Origin of the sequence: Bifidobacterium sp. W8110, from assembly GCF_016101375.1 — a bacterium.
GTDB classification, from domain to species: domain Bacteria; phylum Actinomycetota; class Actinomycetes; order Actinomycetales; family Bifidobacteriaceae; genus Bombiscardovia; species Bombiscardovia asteroides.
On record NZ_JACFQO010000001.1, the window covers coordinates 444,962 to 469,582 of the forward strand.

Sequence of the window (24,621 nt, forward strand, 5' to 3'; positions counted from 1 at the left end):
TCAGACGATACGGCGGTCTGCGGCCCAGCGGGTCAGTTCGGTTCGGTTGGATAACTGGAGTTTGCGCAGGACGTTGGAGACATGGCTCTCAACCGTCTTGATGGAGATGAAAAGCTCGGAGGCCACCTCGCGATAGGTGTAGCCGCGGGCAATCAGGCGCATGACTTCCTGCTCGCGCGCGGAGAGTCGATCCAGTTCGTCGTCTTCTGCCAGTCCGGCATCCGCTGCCTCGTCCTCCTGGAAGGCGGAGAGCACGAATCCAGCCAGCTTGGGGGAGAAGACAGCGTACCCTTCGTGAACCTGGCGGATTGAGGAGACCAGGTCCTTGGCGGAGATGGTCTTGGTCACGTAACCACGGGCTCCGGCGCGGATGACCGAGCCCACGTCCCTGGGCGAGTCGGATACGGAAAGGGCCAGAAAGACCGACTGCGGGGAGAGGGGATGGGAGCGGCTCAGGATTTCGGCGCCCCCGCCGCCCTGGCCACCGGGCACGTGCACATCCAGTAGAACCACATCGGGCCGTGTCTGCCTGACCATAAGGATGGAGGATTCCACGTCTGCCGCCTGGCCCACGACATGAAAATGCGGCTGCAGGGTGGTGATGACGCCGGTGCGGAACATCTCATGGTCGTCGACGACGGCTACACGGATGCTTGCGGGCCCATTTCCGGCTTGATGGGGCTCTGCTGCAGTCGTGGTCATGGACGTGGTTCAGCCTGCCTTTCCCGACGCGGGTCCTCAAGTGCAGGTGGGATTGGACCGGCATGCGTCTGTGAATGAATGGTTCACCATGCATCCTATCATTGTGGGCTATCAGTCCCTTTTTCGGCCTGACCAACCGTGCCCTCCTGATGCTGGCTGGCCTCGGACAGCGGCATATGCATTCTGACCTCGGTGCCCCAGCCGGGACGGGAGACGATTTCAACCCTGCCGCCACGCCGACGAATCCGTCCGATGATGGACTCTCGGATTCCCAGACGGTCAGCTGGTATCGCATCCATATCGAAGCCCGATCCGTGGTCGCGCACGTAGACCTCAACCTGATTCCTGCGGGCCTCGCAATAGACGGAGATGGGTTCTCCGCCGTGGGTGACGGCATTTACCAGGGCCTGCCGGGCCGCGTTGAGCAGGGCATCGGTCTGGGCGCAGGGCATGGCGTCGCCTACGGTGACCACCTCGATCGGCTTGCCGGATTCGTCCTCCACCTGTGCGGCTATCTGGCTCAGCCCTGTGCTGACTGACCGGTCTGAGGGGGTGCGTTCCTGATAGAGCCAGTTGCGCAGATCGCGCTCCTGAGATCGGGCCAGAGAGAAGACGGTATGCGGATCGTCGGCATGCAGCTGGATCAGAGCCAGGGTCTGCAGGACTCCATCATGCAGGTGAGCTGCCATATCGGCCCGCTCCTCCTCGCGTTCCTTCATGGCTCGTTCATCGCCCAGCTGGCTGAGGATCGAGCCGACCCAGGGCACGACCACCGCGGTCACGCCTACAAGAAGCAGGCCGGCCAGGACTATCAGGGTCAGGGCCCAAGGCAATTCCTGGGTGGACAGCAGGAAGATCACCGCAGCCGACAGGATCAGGGCCAGGCTTCCGATCAGGGCCGGCAGGTGGTAGCCGGTTCCTTGGTTCTCCGGCCTCAGCCAGGCCAGGACAAGTCCAGCGCAGAAAAGCAGGCAGGGGACGACAAAGGCGGGGCGCATACCGCTGCTGAGCAGAATGACCGCGGTCAGCAGGAGGATGATGCCCAGGCCTGCCAGCAGTCTGGTTACCCGCCCGGGAGTGATGCTGTGATCCTCCTTCTGACCTGGTTGCCCAGTAAGGATGCTGGGCGCCAGCGGGGCTGACCGCGGATCATGCGGTTGGACTCCCTGGGTGGGATCGCCCTGGGGAAGTGTCAACCAAAGAAAGCAGTAGACCACGCAGGTGATCATTTTGGGAGCCAGGAGAACCATGACCAGGCGTATCCAGAAGACGGGGATACCAAGGTGCAAACTGACGCCCTTGCAGACTCCGCACAGGATCCTGCCCTTGTGCGGCCTCATCAGGGGCATGCGCGCAGGGTGCAGAGGAGGCGGTTCCTTCAGCGTTTGTTCTTCCTGCATGGTTGCGTTCATGCTTCCATTATCGTTTTCGGACGGTGCCGATAAGGCAGTAAGGGGAAGAAATCAGGGTTGAATCAGGGTGTTCCCCCATAAGATTTGCGCTCGCTGGGTGTTGTAATGAAGACATGAGTAGCGACATGAACGGCAATGGCCCTGATAACGGCTGGCGGTGGAAGTCCGACAAGTTCTTCCGCGCCTGCAGGGAGTCCTATCTGATCCGCGACCAGGGATGGATCGGCGGCGTCTGCGTAGCCTTGGCCCGTCGGCTGGGCTGGAGCATAACCCTGGTCAGAGCGCTGATGATTTTGGCGGTCTTTCTCTTCGGCGCCGGTGCTGCCTTCTACGGTTTTGCCTGGTTCGTCTTGCCGGACCGGCGTGGGGTCATCATTGCCCAGGAGCTGATTCACGGGATTTGGCACGCTTCCATGGTGGGCATCATCATTTACTGGCTGCTGGCAATCCTGATTCCTGGAGTCGGAATCTTTTCCCTGGGAGTCGGAATCTTTTCCCTGGCTTTGGGTGCGTTGATCCTGTATCTGCTCATCCGGTGGAGCCGCAACAAGGCCCTGGAGTATCAAAGAGGGTACTGGGCTGGGCCGGATGCCGGCAGGCCGGTTTCGGGCGATCCGTGGGTGATGGGACCGCAGTATTCGGAACGGCCGAGTGGTGCAGGTTCGCAGCGGTATTCGAATCAGCCTGAGTACCCTAGCTTTTCGGGGTATGAGGGATACCAGGATTACACAGGGACGCGAAGCAATGCACAGACAGCAAGTGATGCGAGCTCGGAAGGATGCAAGGATCAGCCAGAGCATTCCGATTCGTATGGAACTTCGGAGCAACAAGGGGAGGTAACCTCTCCTGGACCCATCTCTGAGACAGAGGATTCGGCAAACGCCGGCAGCGATTCTAATAATACGCAAGATGGGGGCAATCCCAGCGCTGGTGCAGCTCCCGGAGGTTGGACGGGGGCAGAAGGCCCTGCAGAACCTGCTGGGAACATGAATCAGTCGTATGGATTCAGTGCCTGGCCGGGCTATGGCACAGCCGGGTCATTCCCGACGGGGCCGGGAATGGCCCGTCAGGGTCCGTCGGTTCCGCCCCGGCTGAGGCGTCGTCCCGCCGGACCTGTGCTGGTCAGTCTTCTGTCGGGACTGATCCTGGTCTCCGGAGCAGGGGTCTGGTGGATGGCCACGAACCCCTATCGCGGATTGAATGCGACCTTGGCCTACGCTCTAATCTGGGCTGGAGGCGTCACGCTGACACTTGGCGTGGTCATACTGATTCTGGGCTTGATGGGCCGCAGGTCAGGAGGATTGACTCCCATTGCCTTGATGGCCAGCCTGGTTGTTCTGATTCTGGCCACCGGTTCGGCCATACCAGGCATTGAGCAAACCCAGAACCGCAGGATCTTGGCCGACTACGCCACAGTTCAGGTTAACGGCAACAACTATGGGCGCTCGTTGGGGGCGAGCAGTGCGGACATGAGGCGTTATCGCCGCGGCACCGCGCTGGTCGGAGACCCGCAGGATCAGGGAAGTGCCGTCATTGACCTGACTGGTTATGAGCGGGAACACGGCACCCATCGTGTTCAGATTATGGATGATGCGGTGAGCACAGTCTCAGGCTGCCCGACGGGCACCGTCCGCCTGGCTGTGGCCTATGCTGACGTTCGCCTGCTCATTCCTAAGGGATGCAGTTTGTCCTACAGGGAGCACGCCGACCTCTACAGGGTCTTGGGATCAGGCGCGGCTGACTGGATAACCGAGACGGAACAGGGAAACCGGATGTGGTGGGGCAATACGTCGTCATCAGCTGCACGACGCAATTGGGAGGAAGCCCTGCGAGCATCCAAGGAGGATCAGTGGCATATGCCCGACGATCCCGAATTGATCGTCGAAGCCAATCTCATGGACGGTGCACGGGTCACCGTGCAAGCCCAGGGGAGCGCTACCCAGCCGAAGCGGGCGCAGCTCTACAGCGGCTCGATCAATGAATATTGGGATTATAGCTACAATCCATGGCAGTTTGGGGAGGATCAGGAAGATGACTGATATGCAGCAACCAGAAGGAGGCCAGCCGCTGGATCGTCAGGAGCGCGCCACCAAGGTCATGCCGGTTGAATCACAGGCACCCCCGATATACCAGGTTCGGATGCAGCCTCCGGAGCCGGTCCGTCCTAGCGGCCCCAGCCTGCCTACCATCATTTTTGGCGCCCTGGTTGGACTTTTGGCTCTGACCATGTTGGCTCTTGGATTGGTCTTTCTGCGTTACGGTACGGATCTGACCATAGTCATACCCTGGCAGCGGATTATTCCATTGATTTTTGCCGGCCTGGGCCTGGTGCTGATTGGCGCGTCTGTGTTAGCCTGGCTGGCATCGGCAAGGCGCACCCGATCTGTCTCAAAAGACCAAGGTATTCCAGAAGATCAGGCTGCCAAGGATGGCCAGGGACCCCAGCAGGGTCAGGGTCAGGGTCAGCCAGTGGCCAGCACCGGCAACAGCCGGCTTGCCGTCGGATTGGCTGAAGATACAGGTCAGGGTGCTCGCCAGGAGCAGGATGAGTACCAGACACAGGATGGACAACATGAACCAGCATGATGCCATCATCGAGGACAGATGCATAAGGCCAAACGCCCGGCGGACCACAGTAAAGGCATAGGCCAGCAGGGCAGTCATAAGTCCTGCGGCTAGCAGGCCTAGCGACCAGAGCCGTCCGGTCAGGCCTTTGCTGAAACCCGACTGTCGGTGGTTTTTGCCTCGAGCCCGCAGATGTGAGCTCAAGGCTCCAATCAGGGCAGATGCAAGGGCGGCAGCCAGCAGAATGGGGCCACTGGCCATCAAAGTAAGCAGGGCGGTCAGCGAAGGCATCAACCCTGTATTCGTGTGCTTGGGCACCTGATTGAGCTGATGGGGCTGGCTGCCGGCAATCATAGGAGTCGACCATTGATCGGCTTTGGTGCCCAGTGCCACGGCGTTGATCCAGTCTTCCAGATTATGGGTGTATCTGGGTTCCAGGGGCAACCCGGCCTTGGCCAGCCGACTGCCGGTGCGGATCTGATGGTTGGTGGGGTAGTAGCGCAGGGTCACGTTGTCGTTGCCGTTCGCGTGTGTTCTGCTGATGATCTCGCGCGCACCCTGCTCGACCGGCATGGAGACATCCATGGTGCCGAAGTTGATCATGACCGGCATCCGCAATTGGTCCAGATAGGGCAGGGAGGGGAAGTCGGCGTACTCCAGGCCCAGCAGGGAAAGATCCATGCCCATGAGCCGGGGTATCACGTTCCGGATTCCCTTGGGTGCACCAATCAGGTCCAAATAGCTGGTGGCCGCCATGGCCATCTGCCGTCGTCCCGGGTAGACGGGAGGTGAAGTCAGGATGGAGAAGGCGATGCTGGGGTCCTTGGCGGTCATGATGGACGATATCCAGGTGCCCTCGGACTCGGCGTACAAGCCCACCTTGGTTGGATCCACGCCCGGCCAGGCGCGGAGACGATCAAGGGATTGTCCATAGTCGGCGGCCATGGCCTGATAGTCGCGGTGGAAGGTGGTGTAGGTGTCCAAACGCTTGTCGGGCACCAGGGTGGTGATGCCGGCCGAGGCCATGGCTGAAGCCAGGTCTCCATACACTTCGGAGGATTTGCCTGTTCCGGCGCCATGGATGAATAGGCAGGCTGGTCCGGTGCCCTTGCGGTCGCTGGGCTCTCTTACGATGGCCTGAATACGGACTCCACCCTCCAGAGTGATGCTGATTTTTCGCTCCTTGACCGGGTGGGTGCCCTCAGGAGTGGTGGGGCCCAGGCTTGAAGCGACGGCAGTGGAGCGGGTCGAGACCTGCAGATGGTCGTGGTAGGGTTCCACCTGCCAGTCCGGCGTCATGGCTTGGTTCACAAGGAGCATGACCAGCAGGATGACCACAAAGGAGGCGGCGGTAAAACCCGCCCGTTTCAGCTTTTGCACCCGTCAACTCTACCCGACCGCGTGACTGGTTGGTCAGATGAACCTCATGATTGTGGTTCAGGTGGTCGGTTCTGGGCCTGCTCGGCTTCGTCCAGGGTCTCAAAGCCGTTAAGCTGCACCGTGGCCAGGATGGTTTCCTCGGTCAGGTTGCCACCCCGCGCCTCGATCTGGTCCACCATGGACTGGTAAAGATCCAGCGTCCGGGCCGAATAGGTGCCGAGTTCGCCACGCAGATAAGTCTCGAAGGAGGTTGCCTCCGGCGTGTCCTCGCTGGTTCGCAGGACCCGCATCTCCTGACCTAGACGGGGGTAGCGCTCGCGGAAGTCCTTGGCCCAGGCCACTTGCCGGTCGATGATGCGCTCCTGCTGCTCCTGGCGATCCAGGCCCAGCCTGGGCAGGTAGGGGGCGATGCTGCTGTGGTACTGGTCCGGGGCTGTGGACTCCATCATCCGCCCGTACTTCTCGGTCAGCAGGTTGCGTCCCACCTTGTCGGCCTGATCCAGGTCATCTGCATAACTGGTCAACAGGGGATGTGGCCAGGTCAGAAACTGGCTCAGGCGCATCTGGTGGAACATGGGCCAGTTGCCCTGACAGTTTGCCGGACCGCCTTCGTTGTTGACCTGCTGGAACTGCTCCCATTCGTGGCGGACGATCCGCTCGCGCAAGGATTCCTCATCCTGACATTGCTCGTCGTTTGCCATCTTTGGCTCCTTTCAGATGCTGTGCAGAACCGGCTCGTCGCTGGAGATGTGGGCCTCGACGTAGGGGCGCTGCCACTCCAGGAAGGTCTCAGGGCTGTTGGTCAAGCCCTCCGCTTGCAACTCTTCTACGATTCTGGCGCAGATTGACTCTACAAGTTTGGTGATGCGTTCAGCGGCTGGTCGGGCTCCCTTGCCGCCTTCGCCAAAGCCTTGCCCTCCATAGCAGGCAGCCGAGGCCAGGCGCAGGATGTCCTCCAGTTGTTCGGTCAGGTCAGCCAGCCTGGTAGCCATTCGTCCGCTCAGTCGCCGTAAGGCCGCGAATGTCCACTTGTAATAGGGCAGATAACCGACTGTCAGTGGATTGTTGATCAGGAAGATCAGTGAGGCACTGGCTTTGACGAATTCATTGATTGACAGCATGGCTGCAGCCCCGTCGCCCCGCTGCAGACTTCGCGGCAGGTTGTACTGGCCCGCCTGGGCGATCATGCCCAGCCGACGGGAGATCAGGCAGAAGCGCACATCATCGGGCATGGCCTTGAACCCCTGCCGGGTGGCCAGCATCCGTCCCAGAGGATCCGCGAAAATCCTGCCATTGGTGGCCGCAGCCAGCGTAGCCTCATCCAAAAGCAGCCACTCGTGGGGGTGGTCTTCCGGGGGCGCCTGCCGGTAGCCGGTCAGGGATTCGAAGAAGGCGCCGATCTCGAAGACGCCCACGCGGCGGTTGTCCCCCTTTGCTCTGACGCTGTCGGTTCGCGAGCCGAACCCCATGAATTCGGTGGGCAGGGCCTCGTAGTCCTTCTGCAGCTGGTCGCCGATGGCCTGGTAGTCTTCGCTGGTCAGCCACAGGCAGAAGCCCGGGCCGAAATCGTGATCCCGGGAGATGGCGTCGTCGAAGCCGTAGCAGTCCGAGCCATGGCCCATCAATCCCGCGGCGATTCGACCGCGATACTGGGGGTAGCGCTCCTCAAGCATGGGTCGGCCCACTTGCTCCCAATAGGCCTTGGCCAGGTCCAGCCCTTGAATATCCGGGCGGGGGTTTTGCTGATCGCTGTCATTGTTCTGGTTCCTGGCCGGAGGCTGGTTTGAACCGGTCTTCGACCGGCTCGATACTGCTTGCTTAGCCTGGTCGGATTGATCCTTGTCACCGTTTTTATCAGCAGCGGCCTGGGCCTGGTCCAGATTGGCCTTGGTGATCTGGTAGTAGTCGCTGCCCTTACCGTATCGATCCTCGATGATGGCCAAGGCCTTGCGATAGGTGTCTGCCGACTGACTGAAGCGACCGGTCATGTAGCAGACTTGAGCAAAGCCGGCCAGGGCTGAGGCATAGTGTGCACTGTTTTCCAGGTGGCCGGTTCGATAGATATCCAGGGCTGTGCGAGCCTGGTCCCAGGCCTCTTGCAGAGCCTGCGGACTGTCACTGCGCTGCATGAGCAGAAGGGCCAGATTGGTGTGGGTGGTGGCCAGATCCAGATCCTGGGAAGGATCAGTGCTGGAATTCTCCAGGATGTCCATGGCTTGGCGCAGCTCCTGCTCGGCCTGGCCGGGTCGGTCGGTTTCGCTGTAGAGCATCGACAGGTTGTTGTGCAGGGCCGCCAGGCGTCGATCCTTGGGCCCAAGGGTCTTGGCTGCGGAGGCAAGCGCCTGCCGGTAGAGGTCCTCAGCCTGGTCGTACTTCTTGGCCGCCCGCAGACCTGTGGCTGCATTGATCAGGGTGGTCGTCCAGGCCTCGGACCCCTCGATGCGCATGCGCGAGGCCAGTTCGATGGCGCGCTGGATCATCCACATATTCTCCTGGTGGCGGCCCTGGGACCGGTAGAAGCCCATGGTTTCGTTCAGCACGGTCAGCAGTCCGGCGTCGTCGCCCGCATTCTCCGCATCCACCAGCGCCTGCTGCAGGTAGGGTTCGGCCTGATCACGGGCCTTGCCGGCGTTGAAGATGGCATCCAGTCCGTCCAGAAAGGCTTGGGTACCGAAGCTGCCGTCCGGTTGCATGTAGGACTGTTGAGGCTCTTTCTGCTTGCTGTCCTGCCAACCGACCTCGTCCATGTGGCCTCCGCTCGTCATCAATGATGGAATCGTGATGCACGCGATCATACGATGCGTCGATTATTCATATACATTCTACGGCTTGAACTTCTGCGGGGAACTGCGGGTCCGGGTCGGTTTGCTCACAGTCAGTGACATCGGTTATCCGTGGACGAAGAGTAATCGGTTTCGTAATCTAGCGGGATAAGTAATGACGTCAAAGGAGGAAACGACGGTTTGTCCAAATGGTGTCGCGATTTTCTGAATATCCATAAAATGCTGCAATGACAATGAAAAATCAAGTGCTAAGTCTGTCGTGATTGGCATTTTTGCCAAGCGGCTGCTTGCGTGATCGTTGTAAATGGTATAAGACTTTGAGTAACCGGTTACGTAGTCGTTGTCGTACAAGGAGGTATTGCAGCACCATGAATCTCGATACAGTTGTGCAGGCACTGGACCACGGTTTCAATTGGTTCATAGGCCTGGGCGGCGCGGCCATGATGTTCTTCATCATCACCCTGTTGTCGCTGGCTTTCGGCGTCAAGCTGTCCAAGGCGTTTGAGGGCGGTTTGAGAATGGCCATGGCCCTGACCGGCATGAGTGCGGTCATTGGACTGTTGACCAACACCTTCAGCCCGGCTCTCAAGGCTTTTGTGCGTTATACCGGCCTTCAGCTGTCGGTCACGGATCTGGGCTGGGCGCCCATCGCCGTCATTACCTGGAGCTCCTTGTACACGCTCTATTTCGCTCTTATCTGCATCGTGACCAATCTGGTCATGCTGGCCTTGAAGCTCACCAACACCCTGAACGTCGATCTGTTCAACATTTGGAATGTATCCATACTCGGCCTTCTCATCAACTGGAGCGCTGGCGGAAACTTCTTCCTCATGTCCGTCTTCGTTGTTTTCATCTACGCCTTGATGCTCTTCAATGCTGATGCCATGAAGCCCACCATTGATGATCTGCTCGGTTACGATCAGGACAACATCACTACTACGGCTCACCCTGCGCTGCTTGTCACCCCAGTGGTTGTCCTACTCGATCGTCTGATCAGCAAAGTCCTGCCTTTCATCGATCGATTCGACTTCGATGCCGAGACTCTGAACAAGAAGATCGGATTCCTGGGAAGCAAGGGGGCCATAGGCGCATATTTGGGTGTATTCGTGGGTCTTCTGGGTCGCCAGGATGCCGCCCATATCTGCGCACTGGCATTCTCCTCCGGTGTCTGCTTGGAACTTTTCGGAGTCGTAGGGGACTGGTTTGCTCCCGCTATTGGTCCCCTATCTCAGGGGGTCACCTCTTTCATGGAGCGTCGCATGAAGGGGCGCAAGCTGTATATCGCCATTGATTGGCCCATCCTGGCCTCCCGGGCTGAGCTCTGGGCCGTGGCCAACATCCTGGCGCCCATTCTGTTGCTGATCGCCATGATTCTTCCTGGCAATTCAGTGCTCCCCCTTGGAGGGATCATCCTCACCGTACTGGCGCCGTCGCTCCTCATAGGAGCCAGGGGCAAAGTGGTGAGAATGACCCTGATAGGAACCATTATGATTCCCCTCTTCCTTTGGGCCGCAAGCCTGATATCGCCCTTCCTGACCCAGACTTCGAAGGCTATGGGCGTCTTTCCGGCCGGGCTGGGCAAGAACGAGATGTTTTCGGCCGTGGATTCAGACCCGCTCGAGAAGATGCTGGCCATGCTGATCGGCAATGCGGTTCGAACCCTCGACTTGAAAACCATCGGCTTGGCTCTGCTGGCCTTGTTGGCTTATATCGGGCTTTTCGCCTGGTATGTCAGAAGGCTTCGCAGGGAGTCGGTAGCAGGAATCAGCGTCGGTTCGGTTGCTGTTGACCAGCTCGATGCCGCCCCTGGGGCTGGTTCGGTTTCCGCACAAGGTGGAGTTGCCGCAGACCTTGAGTCTTCATCATCTTCTTCTCTACCCCCTGTCGGCAAGCGCACGGACGCGCCGGACAGAGCTGGAGTCGGGGGTGATGCCTCCGGTCTATAGAAGTTTGGAAACCTCGCTGAAATCATGTCTCCGGTTTAACCTGAAGTAACCGGTTAGGCCCAGGGAATCTATCCCATGCAGGGCCCTCCATCGCAAAGATATAAGGATCGACTGATGGTGACGATTAGGGATATTGCGGAGCTGAGCGGTGTTTCCACAGCAACCGTGTCGCGCATTCTCAACAAGAAAGGAGGGGCCAGCGATGCGACGGTAAGCAAGGTCAACGCCATAGTCAAAAAGCTTGGATATCAGCCGAACTTCGTGGCAAGGACCCTGTCCGAGCAGTCATCGGATTTGGTCGCTCTCTTGGTTCCCGACCTGGGCAATCCCTACTTTGCCGATTTATCAGGGAGGATAGAACAGGCCGCAGACCGGCGAGGACTCCATATATATCTATGCAACAGCAAGGACAAACGCGATAAGGTCGATTATTATCTGCGGTTTATGGAGGGCATCCGAGTCCGCGGGGCCATCATCAGCTCCTTGTTCGTTGATGAAGAAGACCTGACCAAGCTCAATAACCAGGGTATCTTCACTCTCACGATGGATCGGGCATGCTTCTCCCATCCGTATTCGGCCTTATATGTGGACCACCGAGCGGGAGGGTACAAGGCCACCAGGTATCTGATCCAACAGGGTTCCTGCAGTCGTCTCATGTTCATATCAGGACCTGAGCAGGAAAAAAGCTCTGAGGATCGGTATGCCGGGTACCTGAAGGCAATTACCGAGGCAGGGGCGAAGCCGGTTGTCAAACTGACAACTTCCTTCTCCCTGGTCGGGGGATACCAGGCAGCAAAGGGTTTCCTTGAAGATCACCCAGGGTCCGTGGATGGCATCTTTTGCTCTGATGACATTATGGCCATCGGAGCCATGAGAGCCTGTGCCGACTTGGGTATCCGGATACCTCAAGATATGCGGGTCTTTGGCTATGACGACATCGAACTGGCTGAATATTCCGTGCCGCGTCTTAGCACGGTCAATCAGCTTCCCGAGGACATAGGCGAGCAGATCGTGGATCTGTTCGAAAGCACCGTGTCCACTAAGGGGAAGCCGCAGAAACGTTCAATCGAACCGCACCTTGTCATTCGCGACAGCTCACAGACAAGGGGCGCGTAAATAGGAGATGTAATGTTGGAAATAGGACCATCGCTCATGTGCGCCGATTTGGGCAATCTGGAACGTGATGTCAGAGAGCTTGATGCGGCGGGCGTTGATTTCTACCATATCGATGTGATGGACGGATCATTCGTTCCGAACTTCACCCTTGGTCCCGACTTCGTGCACAAGGTGCGGGCCATTACCAAAAAGCCGCTGGATCTGCACATGATGGTGGAGCGTCCCGAACGATACGTTGACATGTTCGCTCTGGCCGGGGCTTCCAGGATCGCCATTCATGCAGAGTCCACCAGAAACCTGCAGGGGACTCTGACGGCAATTCATCAGGCAGGCCTCAAGGCCGGCGTGGCCATCAGCCCGGCTACGCCGCTGGACGTATTGGACTACGTATACGACGTCACGGATTATGTGATTCTGATGACGGTCAATCCCGGTTTCGCAGGGCAGCGATTCATTGAACCCATGTATGGCAAAATCAGTGATTTGGCCGATCGGATCCGTAGTCGCGGCATGAATATCCACATTGAGGTGGACGGGAATATTGGCCGCCAAACCATTCCTGAATGTGCGCGCAGAGGGGCCACTAGATTCATCGGAGGCACCAGCGCCATATTCCGTCAAGGTCACAGCCTGGTTGAGAATGTCCGTGCCACGCGCGAACTCTTCAAGGAGGCAGTGGGACCGCAAGAGGCCTGACATCCTTTTCTTGTTCTTGACTGGTTACTGATGAGCTGATTATTGCGCATCTGCAAGCTTGCCGGCTGAGTCCAAACTACTTGTAAAACACATCACACGCTAAGACCGAGAGCCGCTGCGTGAGGCGAAGCCTTGCCTGGTAGCGGCAAATTCATACCAATTTTGAGGAGATCATCATGCATTATGACGTCATAGTTCTGGGCAGCATCAACCTGGATGTCAAGGCCCTGGTGACTAGCTATCCAAGACATGGGGATACCGCCACTGCAAAGAGCATCACCATGCTTCCGGGAGGGAAAGGTTCGAATCAGGCCGTCGCTGCAGCCAAGTTGGGTGGCAAGGTGGCTATGCTGGGCGCCGTCGGTGAGGACGGCGCTGGCAAGCAGATGCTTGACAATTTAAGCGATTGGGGAGTCGATACCCAGTTCGTCATGCGCAATGGCAATGAGGGGACTGGAACATTCATCGTTCAGGTAGATCAGACTTCCGAAAACACCATGGTGGGGACGTTTGGCGCCAATGACACCATCACGGCCGCAGAAGTGGATACAGCCTTGGATCAGATGGAGGCTCCGGTTCTGCTTATGCAGCTGGAGACCAGTCGCGAGTCCGTTCTGGCTGCTTTGAAGGCCGGCAGACGCAAGGGCATGTACATCATCCTTGATCCAGCTCCGGCTGACGGTTTCTTCCCCGAGGCGCTCGCCTATGCTGATTGTGTCACGCCCAACCAGCAGGAGACAGAGCGGATCACCGGTATACATGTGACCGACAAGGTGGAGGCGGTTAAGGCTGCCAAAACCATAGCTGGCATGGGGCCGAAGACCGTCATCGTCAAGCTGGGGGCTGATGGAAGCGTGGTTTTGCACGAGGGGGAGATCTACGAAATCGACTCAGTCAAGGTCCACGCACTGGACTCCGTCTGTGCTGGTGATGTGTTTGCCGGTGCCCTTGCCGTCAATTATGCCCAGCACGGTGATTTCCTGAAGGCAGTGAATTTCGCCAACAAGGCGGCTGCCATCAAGGTCAGTCGTGTTGGTAACCATCAGGTTTTCCCCACCTTGGCCGATATGAGCTGACATAGGTCAAGCACTGCATGATGCAACTCGATGATTACATGAAGTAACAGGAGGATGAGAATAAGGAGGAGAGGCCGACAGATATTGCCGGCCTCTTATCGCATTTGTCGGGGTAGGGGGATTTGAACCCCCGGCCTCTTCGTCCCGAACGAAGCGCGCTACCAAGCTGCGCTATACCCCGTGACAACGTTCTATATAGTACACGTACCGTCGGCCAAACGCCATCGTCTGCGCGGCGCGAAGCCCCGATCGCTTGCTGGTCAGCGGTGCCTGGGGCCAAGTACCGGCTCATGCGTAAAATAGCGATTTATGAATGACTCATCGGAAGAAACCCCTCGTCTGACGACGGTCGAGCGTGCTCAGGCACTGCTTGATCAGGATATGGCCATCACGGAGAAGATCGATCAGGGCGCCCAGTTGGACGACGCCATTGATTCCGGCAACCTGACGGACGGCGCTGAAGGCCATCCCGAACAGGTGCGCATGCGTGTGGCCAAGAGGGCGCTCATGCTCAAGGAAGGCGTCGAGCCTTACCCGGTCCATCTGGATGTGACCGACCGCATCGAGGATGTGCGCCGTAAGTATCAGGACCGCCTTGAGCCTGGCCAGGAGACCGAGGATGTGGTTGGCATCGCCGGCAGGGTCCTCTTCCTGCGCAACGGCGGCGGCCTCTGCTTCGTCCAACTGGCGGCGGGCGATGGCACCCGCATCCAGGGCATGATCTCAAAGCGTGAGATTGGCGCTGATTCTCTGAAGCGGTTCAAGCAGCTGGTCGACTTGGGCGACCACCTCTACCTGCGCGGCCGCGTGGTCGCCTCCAAGACCGGTGAGCTCTCAATCTTCGCCACTGAGTGGAACATCGCGGCCAAGGCCCTGCAGCCGCTGCCGGCCCTTCACAAGGAGCTGACCGAGGAGCAGCGCACCCGCAAGCCCTACCTGGCAATGATTGCCGATGAGGATGTGCGGGCCATGGTCCGTCGTCGTTCCAAGGCCGTCTCCTCGCTGAGGCGTACCTTCGAAGACCACGACTTCATGGAGGTCGAGACCCCCATGCTCCAAACTGTGCATGGCGGCGCTGCGGCACGGCCATTCACCACGCATATGAACGCCTTCGACATCGACCTCTACCTGCGCATTGCGCCTGAGCTCTTCCTCAAGCGTTGCCTGGTCGGCGGCATTGAGCGTGTCTTCGAGATCAACCGCGACTTCCGCAATGAGGGCGTGGATGCCACCCATGCCCCGGAGTTCACCATGCTGGAGGCCTATCAGGCCTATGGCACCTACGACACCATCGGGGAGCTGACCAAGGAGCTGATTCAGAAAGCGGCACTGGCCACGTCGGGATCGCTGAAGGTGACCCTGCAGGATGGCAGCCAGTACGACTTCGGTGGTGATTGGCGTCAGATCAGCATGTATGAGTCCCTTTCCGAGTCCCTGGGTGAGGAGATCACCCCGCAGACCAGTGCGGACCATCTGCGGACCATCGCTGACAGGCTGGGCCTGGAGGAGGAGCCTGCCGAAAACCACGGCAAGCTGGTCGAACACCTCTGGGAGCACTTCTGGCAGGACAAGCTGTATGAGCCGACCTTCGTGCGTGATTTCCCGGTCGAGACCTCGCCCCTTGTCAAGGCCCACCGCACCAAGCCGGGCGTGGTCGAGAAGTGGGACCTCTACGTTCGCGGGTTCGAGTTGGCCACGGGCTACTCCGAGCTCAACGACCCGGTGGTCCAGCGGCAGCGGTTCGTCGAGCAGGCCAAGATGGCCAGCCGTGGCGATGTCGAGGCCATGGACATTGACGAGGACTTCCTGGAGGCCTTGGGCGTAGGAATGCCTCCCGCTGGCGGCATGGGCATGGGCATCGATCGCCTGCTGATCGCCCTCACCGGTGCGTCCATCCGTGAGACCATCACCTTCCCCCTGGTTAAGCCGCTGATCTGAGATGGTCTGAGATGATAACAAGGGAGGGACGGTCATGAATATCAGGCTTTGGATGGATGGCATGCGTCCCCGGACGCTGCCTGCCTCGGTGGCGCCTGTCTGCGTGGGCGCTTCAGCTGCACTCTTGAAGCGGTCACGGCTGCTGGAACAGTGCACTAGCTCCTGCTCGCCCACGCCTGTCGACCCTGACCTGAAGGCGACCACGCCGGGACGGCTGGCCCTGATCGTGGTCTTGCTGGTCTTGCTCGCCCTGTCTATGCAGATCGCAGCCAACTTCGCCAATGACTATGCCGATGGTGTTCGCGGAACTGACTCAGGCCGAGGCGGCGAGGAAGCCACCTCCGGCAGGCCCAGACGTCTGGTCGCCGCCGGTGTGCCGCCCAGGAAGGTGCTGTACGCCACCATGATTTCGGCGGCCTTCACCTGCCTGATGGGTCTGGTTGTCATGGCATTGACCGGTCACTGGTGGATGATCCTGGTCGGGATCTGCTGCCTGATCGCCGGCTGGTGTTACGTGGGCGGCCCGCATCCGTACGGCTACCACGGGCTGGGCGAGGTCAGCGTCTTCATCTTCTTCGGTCTGGTGGCCACCCTGGGAACCGAGTACTTTCTCATTAACAGGGTCGATGCTGCTGGCATCCTGGGTGCCTGCGTCTGCGGGCTCAACGCCGTGGGCCTGCTCATGCTCAACAATTATCGGGACCTGGACGACGACCGCCTTGCCGGCAAACACACATATGCGGTTCTGGTGGGGGCGCGGGCAGCAGCCATCTCCATCTACCTGGTCTACATCCTGAGCCTGGTTCTGAGTCTGATTCAGTTCGTTCCGGCTGTCATGCGACATGGCCTGCCGGGCTTTCCTCTTGTGCTGATCCTGCTGCCAGTGGCCGCTGTCTTCCTGCTGATCTGTCGAACCTTTGCCCGTGGCCAGGTGCCCAAGGCCTTTGGCATGGCAGGCAAGGGCACCCTGGTCTCTGCCCTGTGCTGGTCGGCTGGTCTGCTCCTGCAGCTGTGAAAATCTTGATACTCTCATAAGAGAGCAGACCGGCCTTCAAGCGATTTGGTGGATAATCAGGCAATCATGTTCATCACACTTCGGGAATACAAGGACGCACTGCGACCCTCGGCCTTGCTCTGCTCGCCCACGCCGGTTCTGATCGGCACGGCGGCGGCCCTCCGGCAGCTGCTCAGCCAAGGGTCGGGGCCGGATGCGCGCTTCTGGCTGATTGCTCTCTTATGCTGTCTGACGGCTGTATTCATCCACAGTACCTGCAATCTGGCCAATGACTACTTTGACGGGATCAGGGGTACCGATGAGGGACGGAGCAGCCTGTCGAGTGCGGGCTCTGACGGCTCGGTGCCTGACCTGCCCAGAAGAGGAGTGGCCGGAGGTGTGGAGCCTCGCAAGGTCCTGCTGTCCGCCTATCTCAACATCCTTATGGCCTGCCTGTCCGGTCTGATCCTGTGCGGGGTGACTGGCCACTGGTGGATGATCATGGTCGGTGTCTTCTGCCTGCTGGGAGCCTGGTTCTACACGGGAGGCAAACACCCTTACGGTTATAGGGCCATGGGCGAGCTGAGCATTATGATCTTCTTCGGCCTGGTGGGCGTGCTGGCCACCCAGTACCTGGAGACCGGCGGTGTCGACCGTCACGGGTTCATCGGCGCCCTGGTTGGCGGTCTTATCTGCATTCCCGTTCTGGAGATCAACAACTATCGCGACATTGATGCGGACCCGTTGGCCGGCAAGTACACGCTGTCTTCCTTTATCGGAGCCAGAGGCACCTTGATTCTGATGGGGTCCTGCTATGCCCTGGCCGTGATTCTGGGCGTCGTCGAGTCGTGGTCCCTTTCAAATGGTTCCCTTGCAGTCGCCTGGCCTCGTCTGCTCTGCCTGCTGCCTATTCTGGCGATGGCCGTTGCGACCACAGTGGCCAGTAGTCGAAACCGCTTCAGCAGGGCCTTTGCGCTGTCGGGTTATACCGATTTGCTGACAGGGTTCTGCTGGCTGGGTGTCTGTCTGCTTTAAGGGACTGCTTCAAGGCGCGGTAGGTCCGCCAAACAGTCCCTCTTAGGTCTTAGAATTTTCACTATGACCTACAAACTAGTATTGCTCAGGCACGGCCAGAGCGCATGGAACAACACCAATCAGTTCACCGGCTGGGTGGACGTCCCGCTGACCGAGCAGGGCGAGCAGGAGGCCCGCAAGGGCGGCAAGCTGCTCAAGGATAAGGGTGTTCTGCCCGACATCGTCTTCACATCCCTGCTGCGCCGCGCCATCAACACCGCCAACATCGCCTTGGACGAGGCCGACCGTCTCTGGATCCCCGTCAAGCGCGACTGGAGGCTGAACGAGCGTCACTACGGAGCCTTGCAGGGCAAGAACAAGACCGAGATCCGCGAGAAGTACGGCGACGAGAAGTTCATGCTCTGGCGTCGTTCCTATGCCACCCCGCCGCCCGAGATCGACCCTGACGACGAATACTCGCAGTCCCATGATCCTCGATATGCAGGAGCGCCCGTGCCCCGTGCCGAGGCACTGGCCAACGTGGTCAAGCGCGTGACCCCCTACTGGGAGAGCGACATTGTCCCGGAGCTCAAGACCGGCAAGACCGTCCTGATTGCCGCCCATGGCAACTCTCTGAGGGCCATCGTCAAGATGCTCGACAACCTGACTGAGGATGAGATCGCCAAGGTCAACATCCCCACGGCCATTCCCCTGGTCTATGAGCTTGACGAGAACTTCAAGCCCGTCAAGCCTCGCGGCGAGTACCTGGATCCGGAGGCAGCCGCAGCCGGTGCTGCTGCTGTGGCGGCCCAGGGCCAGAAGTGAGATTCTTCAGAGAGACCTATATGATGATGTGAATCGGACTTTGGATGTAGATTATCCAAGCTGATTGGGCGGTGTCTTTTCCCTATGTGGAAGGCACCGCCTTTCGTATTTATTCCTGGCGGTTGGGAAGTGAAAAACGGCCCGCCGCCCGACAGACTGTCAGGTGGCAGGCCGCCTCTTTTCTGTCCGCTCAGTCCAGATCGAGGTCGAGATCCTTTGGATCCTTGGAGGGGTCGAAGCCCGAGACGATGTAGACCACGCGCCGGGCCGCCGAAACGCCATGGTCTCCCAGACGCTCCATGAACCGTGCCACCAGGACCAGGTCGATCAGCTGCTGTCTGGTTCCTTTCCAGTCGTCTGATAGGGCGTAGTCGAATGTCTGCTGATGGAGCTTGTCCATCTGGTCGTCGCTGAAGATGATTTGCTCGGCTATGGTCGTGTCTCTGTCGGAGAGCATCTCGACCAGGCGGTCGGCCATGACATCCAGGAAGTTTTGCATCTGTTTGAATAGTGGGATGACCTCGGAGGGCAGGGTCGGCTCGGGATAGGAGCGCCTTGCCGTCTCGGCGATGTGCCTGGCCAGGTCTCCCATGCGTTCGAAGGTGGCTGACAGGCTCAGTGTGGAGACCACCACTCGTAGATCAGTGGCCACGGGGCTCTGTTTTGCCAGGAGTCTGATGCATTGATCGATGATGCTGGCCTGGAGGTCGTCTATGCCGGCATCCCCGTCGATGACCTCCTGGGCCGTCTCCACATCGCAGTCCATCAGGGATCGTCCGGCTTTTTTGATGGCATCGCGAACCTTGGCGGCCATCCGATCGAGATCGTCGGCCACCAGCCCCAGCTCCTCGTTGAAAATCACGCGCATTGTTCTTCCCTTTCGGCCTCGGTCAACGATATGACTCCAGTCTATGTGACCAAGGTGGCAAGAAAAAGCCAGCATCGAAGAATGTCGGCTCTTGGGGCGGCAATCACTGTCGGATATGCGAGAATGAAGCCGGAACTGCCGATGAGACTGGGCTGATGTCGCAGCGTCCGGGATCGGCGCCGGACTGGAGGGAAGTCTTTATGAGACGGTTCATGGATTGCCTACGCAGCCTTGTAGGCAACCGGAGCAAGGATGGTGAACAGGCCGACGGCGGGGCTTTGGAGGGCTCGACCCAGGCCTTGCTGGCGGTTATCCCCGCCGCCACGGTTGTGGTCGATGGCGATGACGAAGTTGTTCGTTCCAGCCCGGATGCCTACAGGCTGGGAATCGTCAGCAACGACGAGATTGTGGATCCGAAGATCATGGAAGCCATCACGCAGGTACGGCATTCGGGCGGTCGGCGCAGCTTTAATCTGATTACGCGAACGCCCACCGAATTCGCTCTGGATACCGCAGCCGAGAGCACGGAATCCGATGATTGGGATATTGACGAGACCAAAGATCCTGGGGACGCTACCCATGTTCAGGCCCAGGCGGTATCCAGACGGAACTGGCTCAAGATCACTCTTGGGCGTATCGACGAGTCCCTGGTCGTCGTGCTTATCGATGATGTGAGCGATTCGGTCAGGTTCGTTCGGACCAGGGACGCTTTCATGACCAATGTATCCGAGCAGATGCTCAAGCCGGTTCAGGCCCTGGAGGAGCTGGCGGCGCAGCTGAAAACCACTTCCCTCCTGGAGGGGGATGACCCAGAACTGCTTCGCAACCACCTGCGCAGCGTCTCCAAGGATGCCTCTTCGGTACAGCGTTACAGTGCCTATCTGGGGCATGTGCTCAAGGATCTTCTTCTGCTGATCCGGGCTCAGGAGCGGATCAAGCCTAGCAGGGAGAACGTGCTTGACGTGGCTGAGCAGATACGGGCAGTGGTGCAGGATGAGCAGGGTAGAGCTGATCGGGCCCATGTGGCCCTGCGATGGCGATGCGACCAGCCACTGACGATTCACGGCGACGGGCAACAGATCGAAGTGGCTCTGGCCAAGCTGGTGGAGAACGCTATCTCATACTCATCTTCCGGATCCACTGTCTCCCTTGTGGCACAGTCCTCCAATGACGGGCACTACGCAAAAATCAGGGTGGTCGACCACGGCCGAGGCATATCCAAGGTTGACCAGGACAGGATCTTCGAGCGCTTCTACCGCGCCGACAATCAGAATGAAGAGACTGCTGTAGGCATCGGTCTGGGGCTGGCCATCGTCAAGCATGTAGCCCTGACCCACCATGGCTCGGTCACGGTCTGGAGTGCGCCGGGGGAGGGGAGCACCTTTACGCTGATGCTTCCTCTGGCTCGGGATCCGGTTGTTGGGCAAGACGGCGATAATCCCAACGATTGAAATGCTCCCATATCATTAGCAGGATGCCCACGCCAACCCCGGACAGGCAGACAATAAGGGGCTTGGTGACCGTCATTCCGGTCAGGGCCAGGATGCCCACCACGGCAAGGGCCAGAATCCATGCCCCAGTGCCTAGCAGGAAGATTCGTCGCAGATCCACCTGCACGGGCCGAGGAGATGGTCTGCGGGCGGCCGGGTCGAAAATGGGAGCCAGCTTCATACCCCCACTGTACCGTTTGCAATGACATGCGGCGACCCCCACGCCTTGCCCATGCTTCGGCCCTTGTCTTATTATGACGGGGATTGGTGGGTTCGTATGCACCGGCCCATGGAGGGATTTCCCGTGGAAAGGGGAGTGTGTGTATCCGATCCAAGCTGTGGAGAAGCACTACGCCTGGGGCTCACATGACCGACTGCAGCGCATGTTCCATCTACACGAGCCAGACGAGCGCCAAGGGGATACCTTGGCGGAGATGTGGTTCAGCGGGCACACCGAATCCCCTTCACCGCTGACGCTGCCCGACGGCTCGCTCATGCCGCTGACCGAGGCCATTCGCCGCAATCCCATGGCCATGTTGGGGGAGCGCGACTCACGCCTCTTCGGTCCCACCCTGCCCTACCTGTTCAAGATCATCTCGGCCCGCATCCCTCTGTCTCTGCAGGTGCATCCCCTTGATTTCGAGGCTCGTGCCGGCTTCAACCGTGAGAATGCCCTGGGAGTGCCCGACGACGATCCCAGCCGATCCTTTCATGACAGTCTGGCCAAGAACGAGATGGTGGTGGCCCTGGAGCCCTTCCAGGCCTGTGTAGGCTTCGCAACCATCTCAACACAGCTGACCCTCCTGCGCGCCGTGGATCATCCTCTGGCCGAGCTGATGACCCAGGCGCTGACCGCTCGTACCTTCCACCTGGGGGTCCCGCCGGTGCGCTTCGCTTCTGCCGATGCCATGATGCCGGTCTCCTCCTTGATCTGGCCGGACTCCCGCCGACGTATCTTCCGGGCCTTCCATGCTGCCGTGACTGCCGAGCCGGGGGCGGCCCGAGGTCTGGAGGAAGCCTTGGAGGCTGCTGCCGGACGGTTACGGTCCAGGCGGGCGGGAGCCGTGCTTGACCATGCCCTATGTGCCGCACGGGCCTTTCCGGATGACCCGGCCGTTCTTTGTCTGCTCATGCTCAACCCTGTGGATCTGGAGGAGGGCGATTCGGTCTATATCCCCGCCGGGACCCCTCACGCTTACATCCACGGCACTGCGGCGGAGATCATGACCAACTCAGACAATGTGCTCAGGGCCGGCATGACCCCCAAACATCGGGATATTCCCAACCTCCTGCACAGCCTGGACTGCCAGCCTTCGGCCCCCATTGACCCCTCCAGCTCCATGATCGCCACCCTGATCATGCACAACATGGTGACCTACCGGCCCAAGATCAATGAGTACATGCTGGTATACGGGCATGTGGAGGAGGGTGGAGCCACTTGGCCCCTGCTCAACAGGCTTCAACAGCGCTACGGGGATCTGATAGAGCGTCTGGGGCCCCGCCACCTGATGATTCCGCGCCGTGGACCACGTATCATCGTCTGCACTGATGGTCGGATCCGTTGCGCAGCCGCCGACCAGTCCTGTGTACTGGACCAGGGGAGGGCCCTCTTCATTCCCTCCGAGGATGGTCGTGTCGACATCACCATGCCGGAGGATTCCGACGGTGCCGGCGGGTCTTTCCTCCTGGCCTCGACCCCGGTCTGACCCCGTATGGGCCCGGTTCGCTCAGGGTGGACCGGGCAGGGTTCAAAACCGTGGGACACGCCGTGGCGAACGGAACGCATACGGGTTTGCCTATGTCCGCCTCATGTCCGTATAATCCTAGCGTATTCCGTGGTTGTCGAAGATGAGCGACCACCGAAGCCATGCTTGAGTACACCCGTATGGACAATTCAGGTCATTTGGTCTGGGTTCTCGCTTGCGGTATGGTGTTGCCTTGTGATGGTTCGTGATACGGCACGAAAGTCGCGTCGGAACATAAACGGGAGTGATTCTAGATGAAGCATGCTGCGCACAGGGCTTCGGCCAGGCGAGGCGCAGGTGTCGGCAGTTGGTCGACCGGCCGCGCGTCAGGCGTAACCCAGGCAGTGGGCATTGATGACCTTGATGATGCCCTGGCGGCCAAGCTCAACGAGGTGGCCCCCCGAACCCGTCGTTCCATTCGTCTGGCCGCCAAGGCATCAGCCCGTCGCTCTCATTTCATGACAGGTTCAGCCCTGACCGTCCTGGTCGGTGCCGCCGCTTCCTCCATGGCTGTCACTCAGGCTCGGGGCGACTGGTCCCTGCCATTGGCCGACAGTGTCGCAATTAATTTGGTCACCCCCTCATCCTCTGCCGGTTCCTCCAGCGCAAATGATAGTGGTGCAAGGGTCTCTCGTTCTGATTACCGCCAGCCCCTGGCGACGGCTTCACAACGCAATGAAGGCAGTTGGGAGCTGGGCGAATCCGAACTCGATGCCGGACAGATGTCCAAATCTCTGGCCAACAATCCGAATGTGGCAGTGCTGATGGATGCCAACCGATCGGTTCTGCCGTCAGGGTTCAATCCCGATCATGCCACTGGAGATGCGGGCAACGCCTACGAGTTCAGCCAGTGCACCTGGTGGGCCTATGTCCGGCGTCACCAGCTGGGTCTGCCGGTGGGCTCGCATCTGGGCAATGCCAAGGATTGGTCCGGCTCTGCCCGCTCCCTGGGCTATTGGGTGGACAACACGCCGCGCAATGTCGGCGACATCGTGGTCTTCCAAGCCGGTCAGGAGGGCTCGGATTCCACCTACGGCCATGTGGCCATCGTCGAGAAGATCAACCCTGACGGGTCCATCGTCACCTCCGAGTGCAGTGCCAGCATGAACGGAAAGACCTACTCTCGTACCTTGTCCAATGTGCACGCTTTGAGCTACATCCATTACTGATTCTTGGCTGCGCGGATTGCAGTCTTTCCAGTTGGTTCTTTTAGATGGTTCTTGTTTGTAATACGTGATAGAATCGTGCCCGATGAAAAAAACACGCAAGTATGTGAGCATGATGGCAGCAGCCACGATCTGTGGCATGCTTTCCATCGGTATACCCGCCGTGGCCCAGGCCAGTGACGGCAGTGAAGCCGTAGTTACTTCGTCGCGTTCATTCACCCCCGGCAGCAAGGTGCGTGCAGACCTGTTGACCGAGTCGACGGCTACCACCGTCGAAAAGGACAGCAGCTGGGGTGGCATTGAGTCTTTGAACGTTCCTGCCACCAAGTCTCAGGCCGAGAAGGATGCTGAAGCCAAGGCCCAGCAGGCTCAGGAACAGGCACAGGCTGCAGCCAGTCGGAACCAGTCCTCGCAGCAGGTCAGTCGTTCGGCTGCCCGTAGCAGTACCGTCAGCGCAATCACTGATGTGCCGGCCACTGGCAGGGGTGCAGATGTGGTCAACTACGCCCTTCAGTTCCAGGGGATTCCTTATGTGTTTGGTGGGACCAGTCCGGCCGCGGGCTTTGACTGCTCCGGATTCACCCAGTATGTTTTCGCTCACTTCGGTATTGGCCTGCCCCGCACAGCCGATGCGCAACGTTCAGTGGGTGTGCCGGTCACGGATCCTGCTCCTGGCGACCTGATTGTGACTCCTGAGGGCAGCCATGTAGGCATTTATGTCGGTGGTGGCCGCATGATTCATGCCCCGGATGTCGGTCGGACAGTAACGGTTGAGAAGCTTTATCGGGCTTTCGAGTATCGTCGTCTGGTCTGAGAGAAAGTTACGAATGAAGTCTCAGCGCCCCCTTGTGGGGCGTTTTGCATATTCAGAGTCGAAGTTCCTCGCGTGTTGGCCCTGGCCAACT

20 protein-coding genes and 1 tRNA gene are annotated in these 24,621 nt (G+C 59.3%); 13 read left to right on the forward strand and 8 right to left on the reverse strand.

What is annotated here, in order from left to right; genetic code table 11:
* Together H3T88_RS01850 and H3T88_RS01855 are read right to left on the reverse strand one after the other, a co-directional pair.
* Positions 1–702, reverse strand: coding sequence for a LuxR C-terminal-related transcriptional regulator (locus tag H3T88_RS01850; protein WP_015022301.1), 702 nt, complete (start codon positions 700–702; stop codon positions 1–3).
* Between the two features lie 98 nt (positions 703–800).
* The gene (locus H3T88_RS01855) at positions 801–2,114 is read right to left on the reverse strand and encodes an ATP-binding protein (protein ID WP_232347061.1); all 1,314 of its coding nucleotides are present in this window, start codon (positions 2,112–2,114) and stop codon (positions 801–803) included.
* A 113-nt stretch (positions 2,115–2,227) separates the two neighbouring features.
* Between H3T88_RS01855 and H3T88_RS01860 the strand changes: the two genes are divergently transcribed.
* Positions 2,228–4,153: a PspC domain-containing protein gene (locus H3T88_RS01860; protein ID WP_198203331.1), complete on the forward strand. Its 1,926-nt coding sequence runs from the start codon at positions 2,228–2,230 to the stop codon at positions 4,151–4,153.
* Positions 4,154–4,502: 349 nt separating this feature from the next.
* On the opposite strand, the gene H3T88_RS01865 is transcribed toward H3T88_RS01860, so the two are convergent.
* From H3T88_RS01865 to H3T88_RS01875, 3 genes are read right to left on the reverse strand one after another with little or no spacing between them, the layout of a single operon-like run.
* Entirely contained in the window at positions 4,503–6,059 is a 1,557-nt protein-coding gene (locus H3T88_RS01865; RefSeq protein ID WP_198203332.1) for an alpha/beta hydrolase family protein, read from the reverse strand.
* Between the two features lie 44 nt (positions 6,060–6,103).
* Positions 6,104–6,760, reverse strand: coding sequence for a DUF4125 family protein (locus tag H3T88_RS01870; RefSeq protein WP_015022296.1), 657 nt, complete (start codon positions 6,758–6,760; stop codon positions 6,104–6,106).
* Between the two features lie 12 nt (positions 6,761–6,772).
* Positions 6,773–8,806, reverse strand: a complete 2,034-nt coding sequence (locus H3T88_RS01875) for a DUF4037 domain-containing protein (RefSeq protein ID WP_198203333.1) — start codon at positions 8,804–8,806, stop codon at positions 6,773–6,775.
* 404 nt (positions 8,807–9,210) lie between these two features.
* Here H3T88_RS01875 and H3T88_RS01880 point away from each other — a divergent pair, with 404 nt between their 5' ends.
* From H3T88_RS01880 to H3T88_RS01895, 4 genes are all read left to right on the forward strand, one after another.
* A complete protein-coding gene (locus H3T88_RS01880; RefSeq protein WP_198203334.1) occupies positions 9,211–10,788 on the forward strand; it encodes a PTS transporter subunit IIC in 1,578 nt (525 codons plus the stop codon).
* 114 nt (positions 10,789–10,902) lie between these two features.
* The gene (locus H3T88_RS01885; protein ID WP_198203335.1) at positions 10,903–11,904 is read left to right on the forward strand and encodes a LacI family DNA-binding transcriptional regulator; all 1,002 of its coding nucleotides are present in this window, start codon (positions 10,903–10,905) and stop codon (positions 11,902–11,904) included.
* Between the two features lie 12 nt (positions 11,905–11,916).
* Positions 11,917–12,600 carry a ribulose-phosphate 3-epimerase gene (gene rpe, locus H3T88_RS01890; protein ID WP_198203336.1) on the forward strand — a complete coding sequence of 228 codons (684 nt, stop codon included), beginning with the start codon at positions 11,917–11,919 and terminating at the stop codon, positions 12,598–12,600.
* Positions 12,601–12,776: 176 nt separating this feature from the next.
* A complete protein-coding gene (locus H3T88_RS01895; protein ID WP_198203337.1) occupies positions 12,777–13,676 on the forward strand; it encodes a ribokinase in 900 nt (299 codons plus the stop codon).
* Between the two features lie 107 nt (positions 13,677–13,783).
* On the opposite strand, the gene H3T88_RS01900 is transcribed toward H3T88_RS01895, so the two are convergent.
* Positions 13,784–13,857: transfer RNA gene (locus H3T88_RS01900), tRNA-Pro, on the reverse strand.
* 128 nt (positions 13,858–13,985) lie between these two features.
* Between H3T88_RS01900 and lysS the strand changes: the two genes are divergently transcribed.
* The 4 genes from lysS to H3T88_RS01920 all read left to right on the forward strand — a co-directional run bounded on the left by lysS (position 13,986) and on the right by H3T88_RS01920 (position 18,447).
* Entirely contained in the window at positions 13,986–15,614 is a 1,629-nt protein-coding gene (lysS, locus tag H3T88_RS01905) for a lysine--tRNA ligase (protein ID WP_198203338.1), read from the forward strand.
* A gap of 34 nt (positions 15,615–15,648) precedes the next feature.
* Entirely contained in the window at positions 15,649–16,629 is a 981-nt protein-coding gene (gene menA, locus H3T88_RS01910; RefSeq protein WP_198203339.1) for a 1,4-dihydroxy-2-naphthoate octaprenyltransferase, read from the forward strand.
* A gap of 66 nt (positions 16,630–16,695) precedes the next feature.
* On the forward strand, positions 16,696–17,643 hold the full coding sequence (menA, locus tag H3T88_RS01915; protein WP_198203340.1) for a 1,4-dihydroxy-2-naphthoate octaprenyltransferase: 948 nt from the start codon (positions 16,696–16,698) through the stop codon (positions 17,641–17,643).
* 63 nt (positions 17,644–17,706) lie between these two features.
* Entirely contained in the window at positions 17,707–18,447 is a 741-nt protein-coding gene (locus tag H3T88_RS01920; protein WP_015022285.1) for a phosphoglyceromutase, read from the forward strand.
* Between the two features lie 190 nt (positions 18,448–18,637).
* Here H3T88_RS01920 and phoU read toward each other — a convergent pair whose 3' ends face one another.
* Positions 18,638–19,315 (reverse strand): phosphate signaling complex protein PhoU, encoded by a 678-nt coding sequence (gene phoU / locus H3T88_RS01925; RefSeq protein WP_198203341.1) that lies wholly within the window; start codon positions 19,313–19,315, stop codon positions 18,638–18,640.
* Positions 19,316–19,515: 200 nt separating this feature from the next.
* On the opposite strand from phoU, the gene H3T88_RS01930 reads away from it, so the two are divergent.
* Positions 19,516–20,766, forward strand: coding sequence for a sensor histidine kinase (locus H3T88_RS01930; protein ID WP_232347062.1), 1,251 nt, complete (start codon positions 19,516–19,518; stop codon positions 20,764–20,766).
* Here H3T88_RS01930 and H3T88_RS01935 read toward each other — a convergent pair.
* Positions 20,699–20,986: a hypothetical protein gene (locus tag H3T88_RS01935; protein WP_015022282.1), complete on the reverse strand. Its 288-nt coding sequence runs from the start codon at positions 20,984–20,986 to the stop codon at positions 20,699–20,701. The genes H3T88_RS01930 and H3T88_RS01935 overlap by 68 nt on opposite strands.
* A gap of 139 nt (positions 20,987–21,125) precedes the next feature.
* Between H3T88_RS01935 and manA the strand changes: the two genes are divergently transcribed.
* From manA to H3T88_RS01950, 3 genes are all read left to right on the forward strand, one after another.
* Positions 21,126–22,511 carry a mannose-6-phosphate isomerase, class I gene (manA, locus tag H3T88_RS01940; RefSeq protein ID WP_015022281.1) on the forward strand — a complete coding sequence of 462 codons (1,386 nt, stop codon included), beginning with the start codon at positions 21,126–21,128 and terminating at the stop codon, positions 22,509–22,511.
* 293 nt (positions 22,512–22,804) lie between these two features.
* Positions 22,805–23,719, forward strand: a complete 915-nt coding sequence (locus H3T88_RS01945) for a CHAP domain-containing protein (protein ID WP_015022280.1) — start codon at positions 22,805–22,807, stop codon at positions 23,717–23,719.
* Positions 23,720–23,801: 82 nt separating this feature from the next.
* Positions 23,802–24,530 carry a C40 family peptidase gene (locus H3T88_RS01950; RefSeq protein WP_198203342.1) on the forward strand — a complete coding sequence of 243 codons (729 nt, stop codon included), beginning with the start codon at positions 23,802–23,804 and terminating at the stop codon, positions 24,528–24,530.
* The last annotated feature ends 91 nt before the right edge of the window (positions 24,531–24,621 follow it).

Excerpts from the sequence above, each read along its gene's own strand:
- H3T88_RS01850 (WP_015022301.1), bottom strand. The coding sequence starts at position 702 with ATGACCACGACTGCAGCAGAGCCCCATCAAGCCGGAAATGGGCCCGCA.
- H3T88_RS01855 (WP_232347061.1), bottom strand. The coding sequence starts at position 2,114 with ATGAACGCAACCATGCAGGAAGAACAAACGCTGAAGGAACCGCCTCCT.
- H3T88_RS01860 (WP_198203331.1), top strand. The coding sequence starts at position 2,228 with ATGAGTAGCGACATGAACGGCAATGGCCCTGATAACGGCTGGCGGTGG.
- H3T88_RS01870 (WP_015022296.1), bottom strand. The coding sequence starts at position 6,760 with ATGGCAAACGACGAGCAATGTCAGGATGAGGAATCCTTGCGCGAGCGG.
- H3T88_RS01875 (WP_198203333.1), bottom strand. The coding sequence starts at position 8,806 with ATGGACGAGGTCGGTTGGCAGGACAGCAAGCAGAAAGAGCCTCAACAG.
- H3T88_RS01880 (WP_198203334.1), top strand. The coding sequence starts at position 9,211 with ATGAATCTCGATACAGTTGTGCAGGCACTGGACCACGGTTTCAATTGG.
- H3T88_RS01885 (WP_198203335.1), top strand. The coding sequence starts at position 10,903 with ATGGTGACGATTAGGGATATTGCGGAGCTGAGCGGTGTTTCCACAGCA.
- rpe (WP_198203336.1), top strand. The coding sequence starts at position 11,917 with ATGTTGGAAATAGGACCATCGCTCATGTGCGCCGATTTGGGCAATCTG.
- H3T88_RS01895 (WP_198203337.1), top strand. The coding sequence starts at position 12,777 with ATGCATTATGACGTCATAGTTCTGGGCAGCATCAACCTGGATGTCAAG.
- lysS (WP_198203338.1), top strand. The coding sequence starts at position 13,986 with ATGAATGACTCATCGGAAGAAACCCCTCGTCTGACGACGGTCGAGCGT.
- menA (WP_198203339.1), top strand. The coding sequence starts at position 15,649 with ATGAATATCAGGCTTTGGATGGATGGCATGCGTCCCCGGACGCTGCCT.
- menA (WP_198203340.1), top strand. The coding sequence starts at position 16,696 with ATGTTCATCACACTTCGGGAATACAAGGACGCACTGCGACCCTCGGCC.
- H3T88_RS01920 (WP_015022285.1), top strand. The coding sequence starts at position 17,707 with ATGACCTACAAACTAGTATTGCTCAGGCACGGCCAGAGCGCATGGAAC.
- phoU (WP_198203341.1), bottom strand. The coding sequence starts at position 19,315 with ATGCGCGTGATTTTCAACGAGGAGCTGGGGCTGGTGGCCGACGATCTC.
- H3T88_RS01930 (WP_232347062.1), top strand. The coding sequence starts at position 19,516 with ATGAGACGGTTCATGGATTGCCTACGCAGCCTTGTAGGCAACCGGAGC.
- H3T88_RS01935 (WP_015022282.1), bottom strand. The coding sequence starts at position 20,986 with ATGAAGCTGGCTCCCATTTTCGACCCGGCCGCCCGCAGACCATCTCCT.
- H3T88_RS01945 (WP_015022280.1), top strand. The coding sequence starts at position 22,805 with ATGAAGCATGCTGCGCACAGGGCTTCGGCCAGGCGAGGCGCAGGTGTC.
- H3T88_RS01950 (WP_198203342.1), top strand. The coding sequence starts at position 23,802 with ATGAAAAAAACACGCAAGTATGTGAGCATGATGGCAGCAGCCACGATC.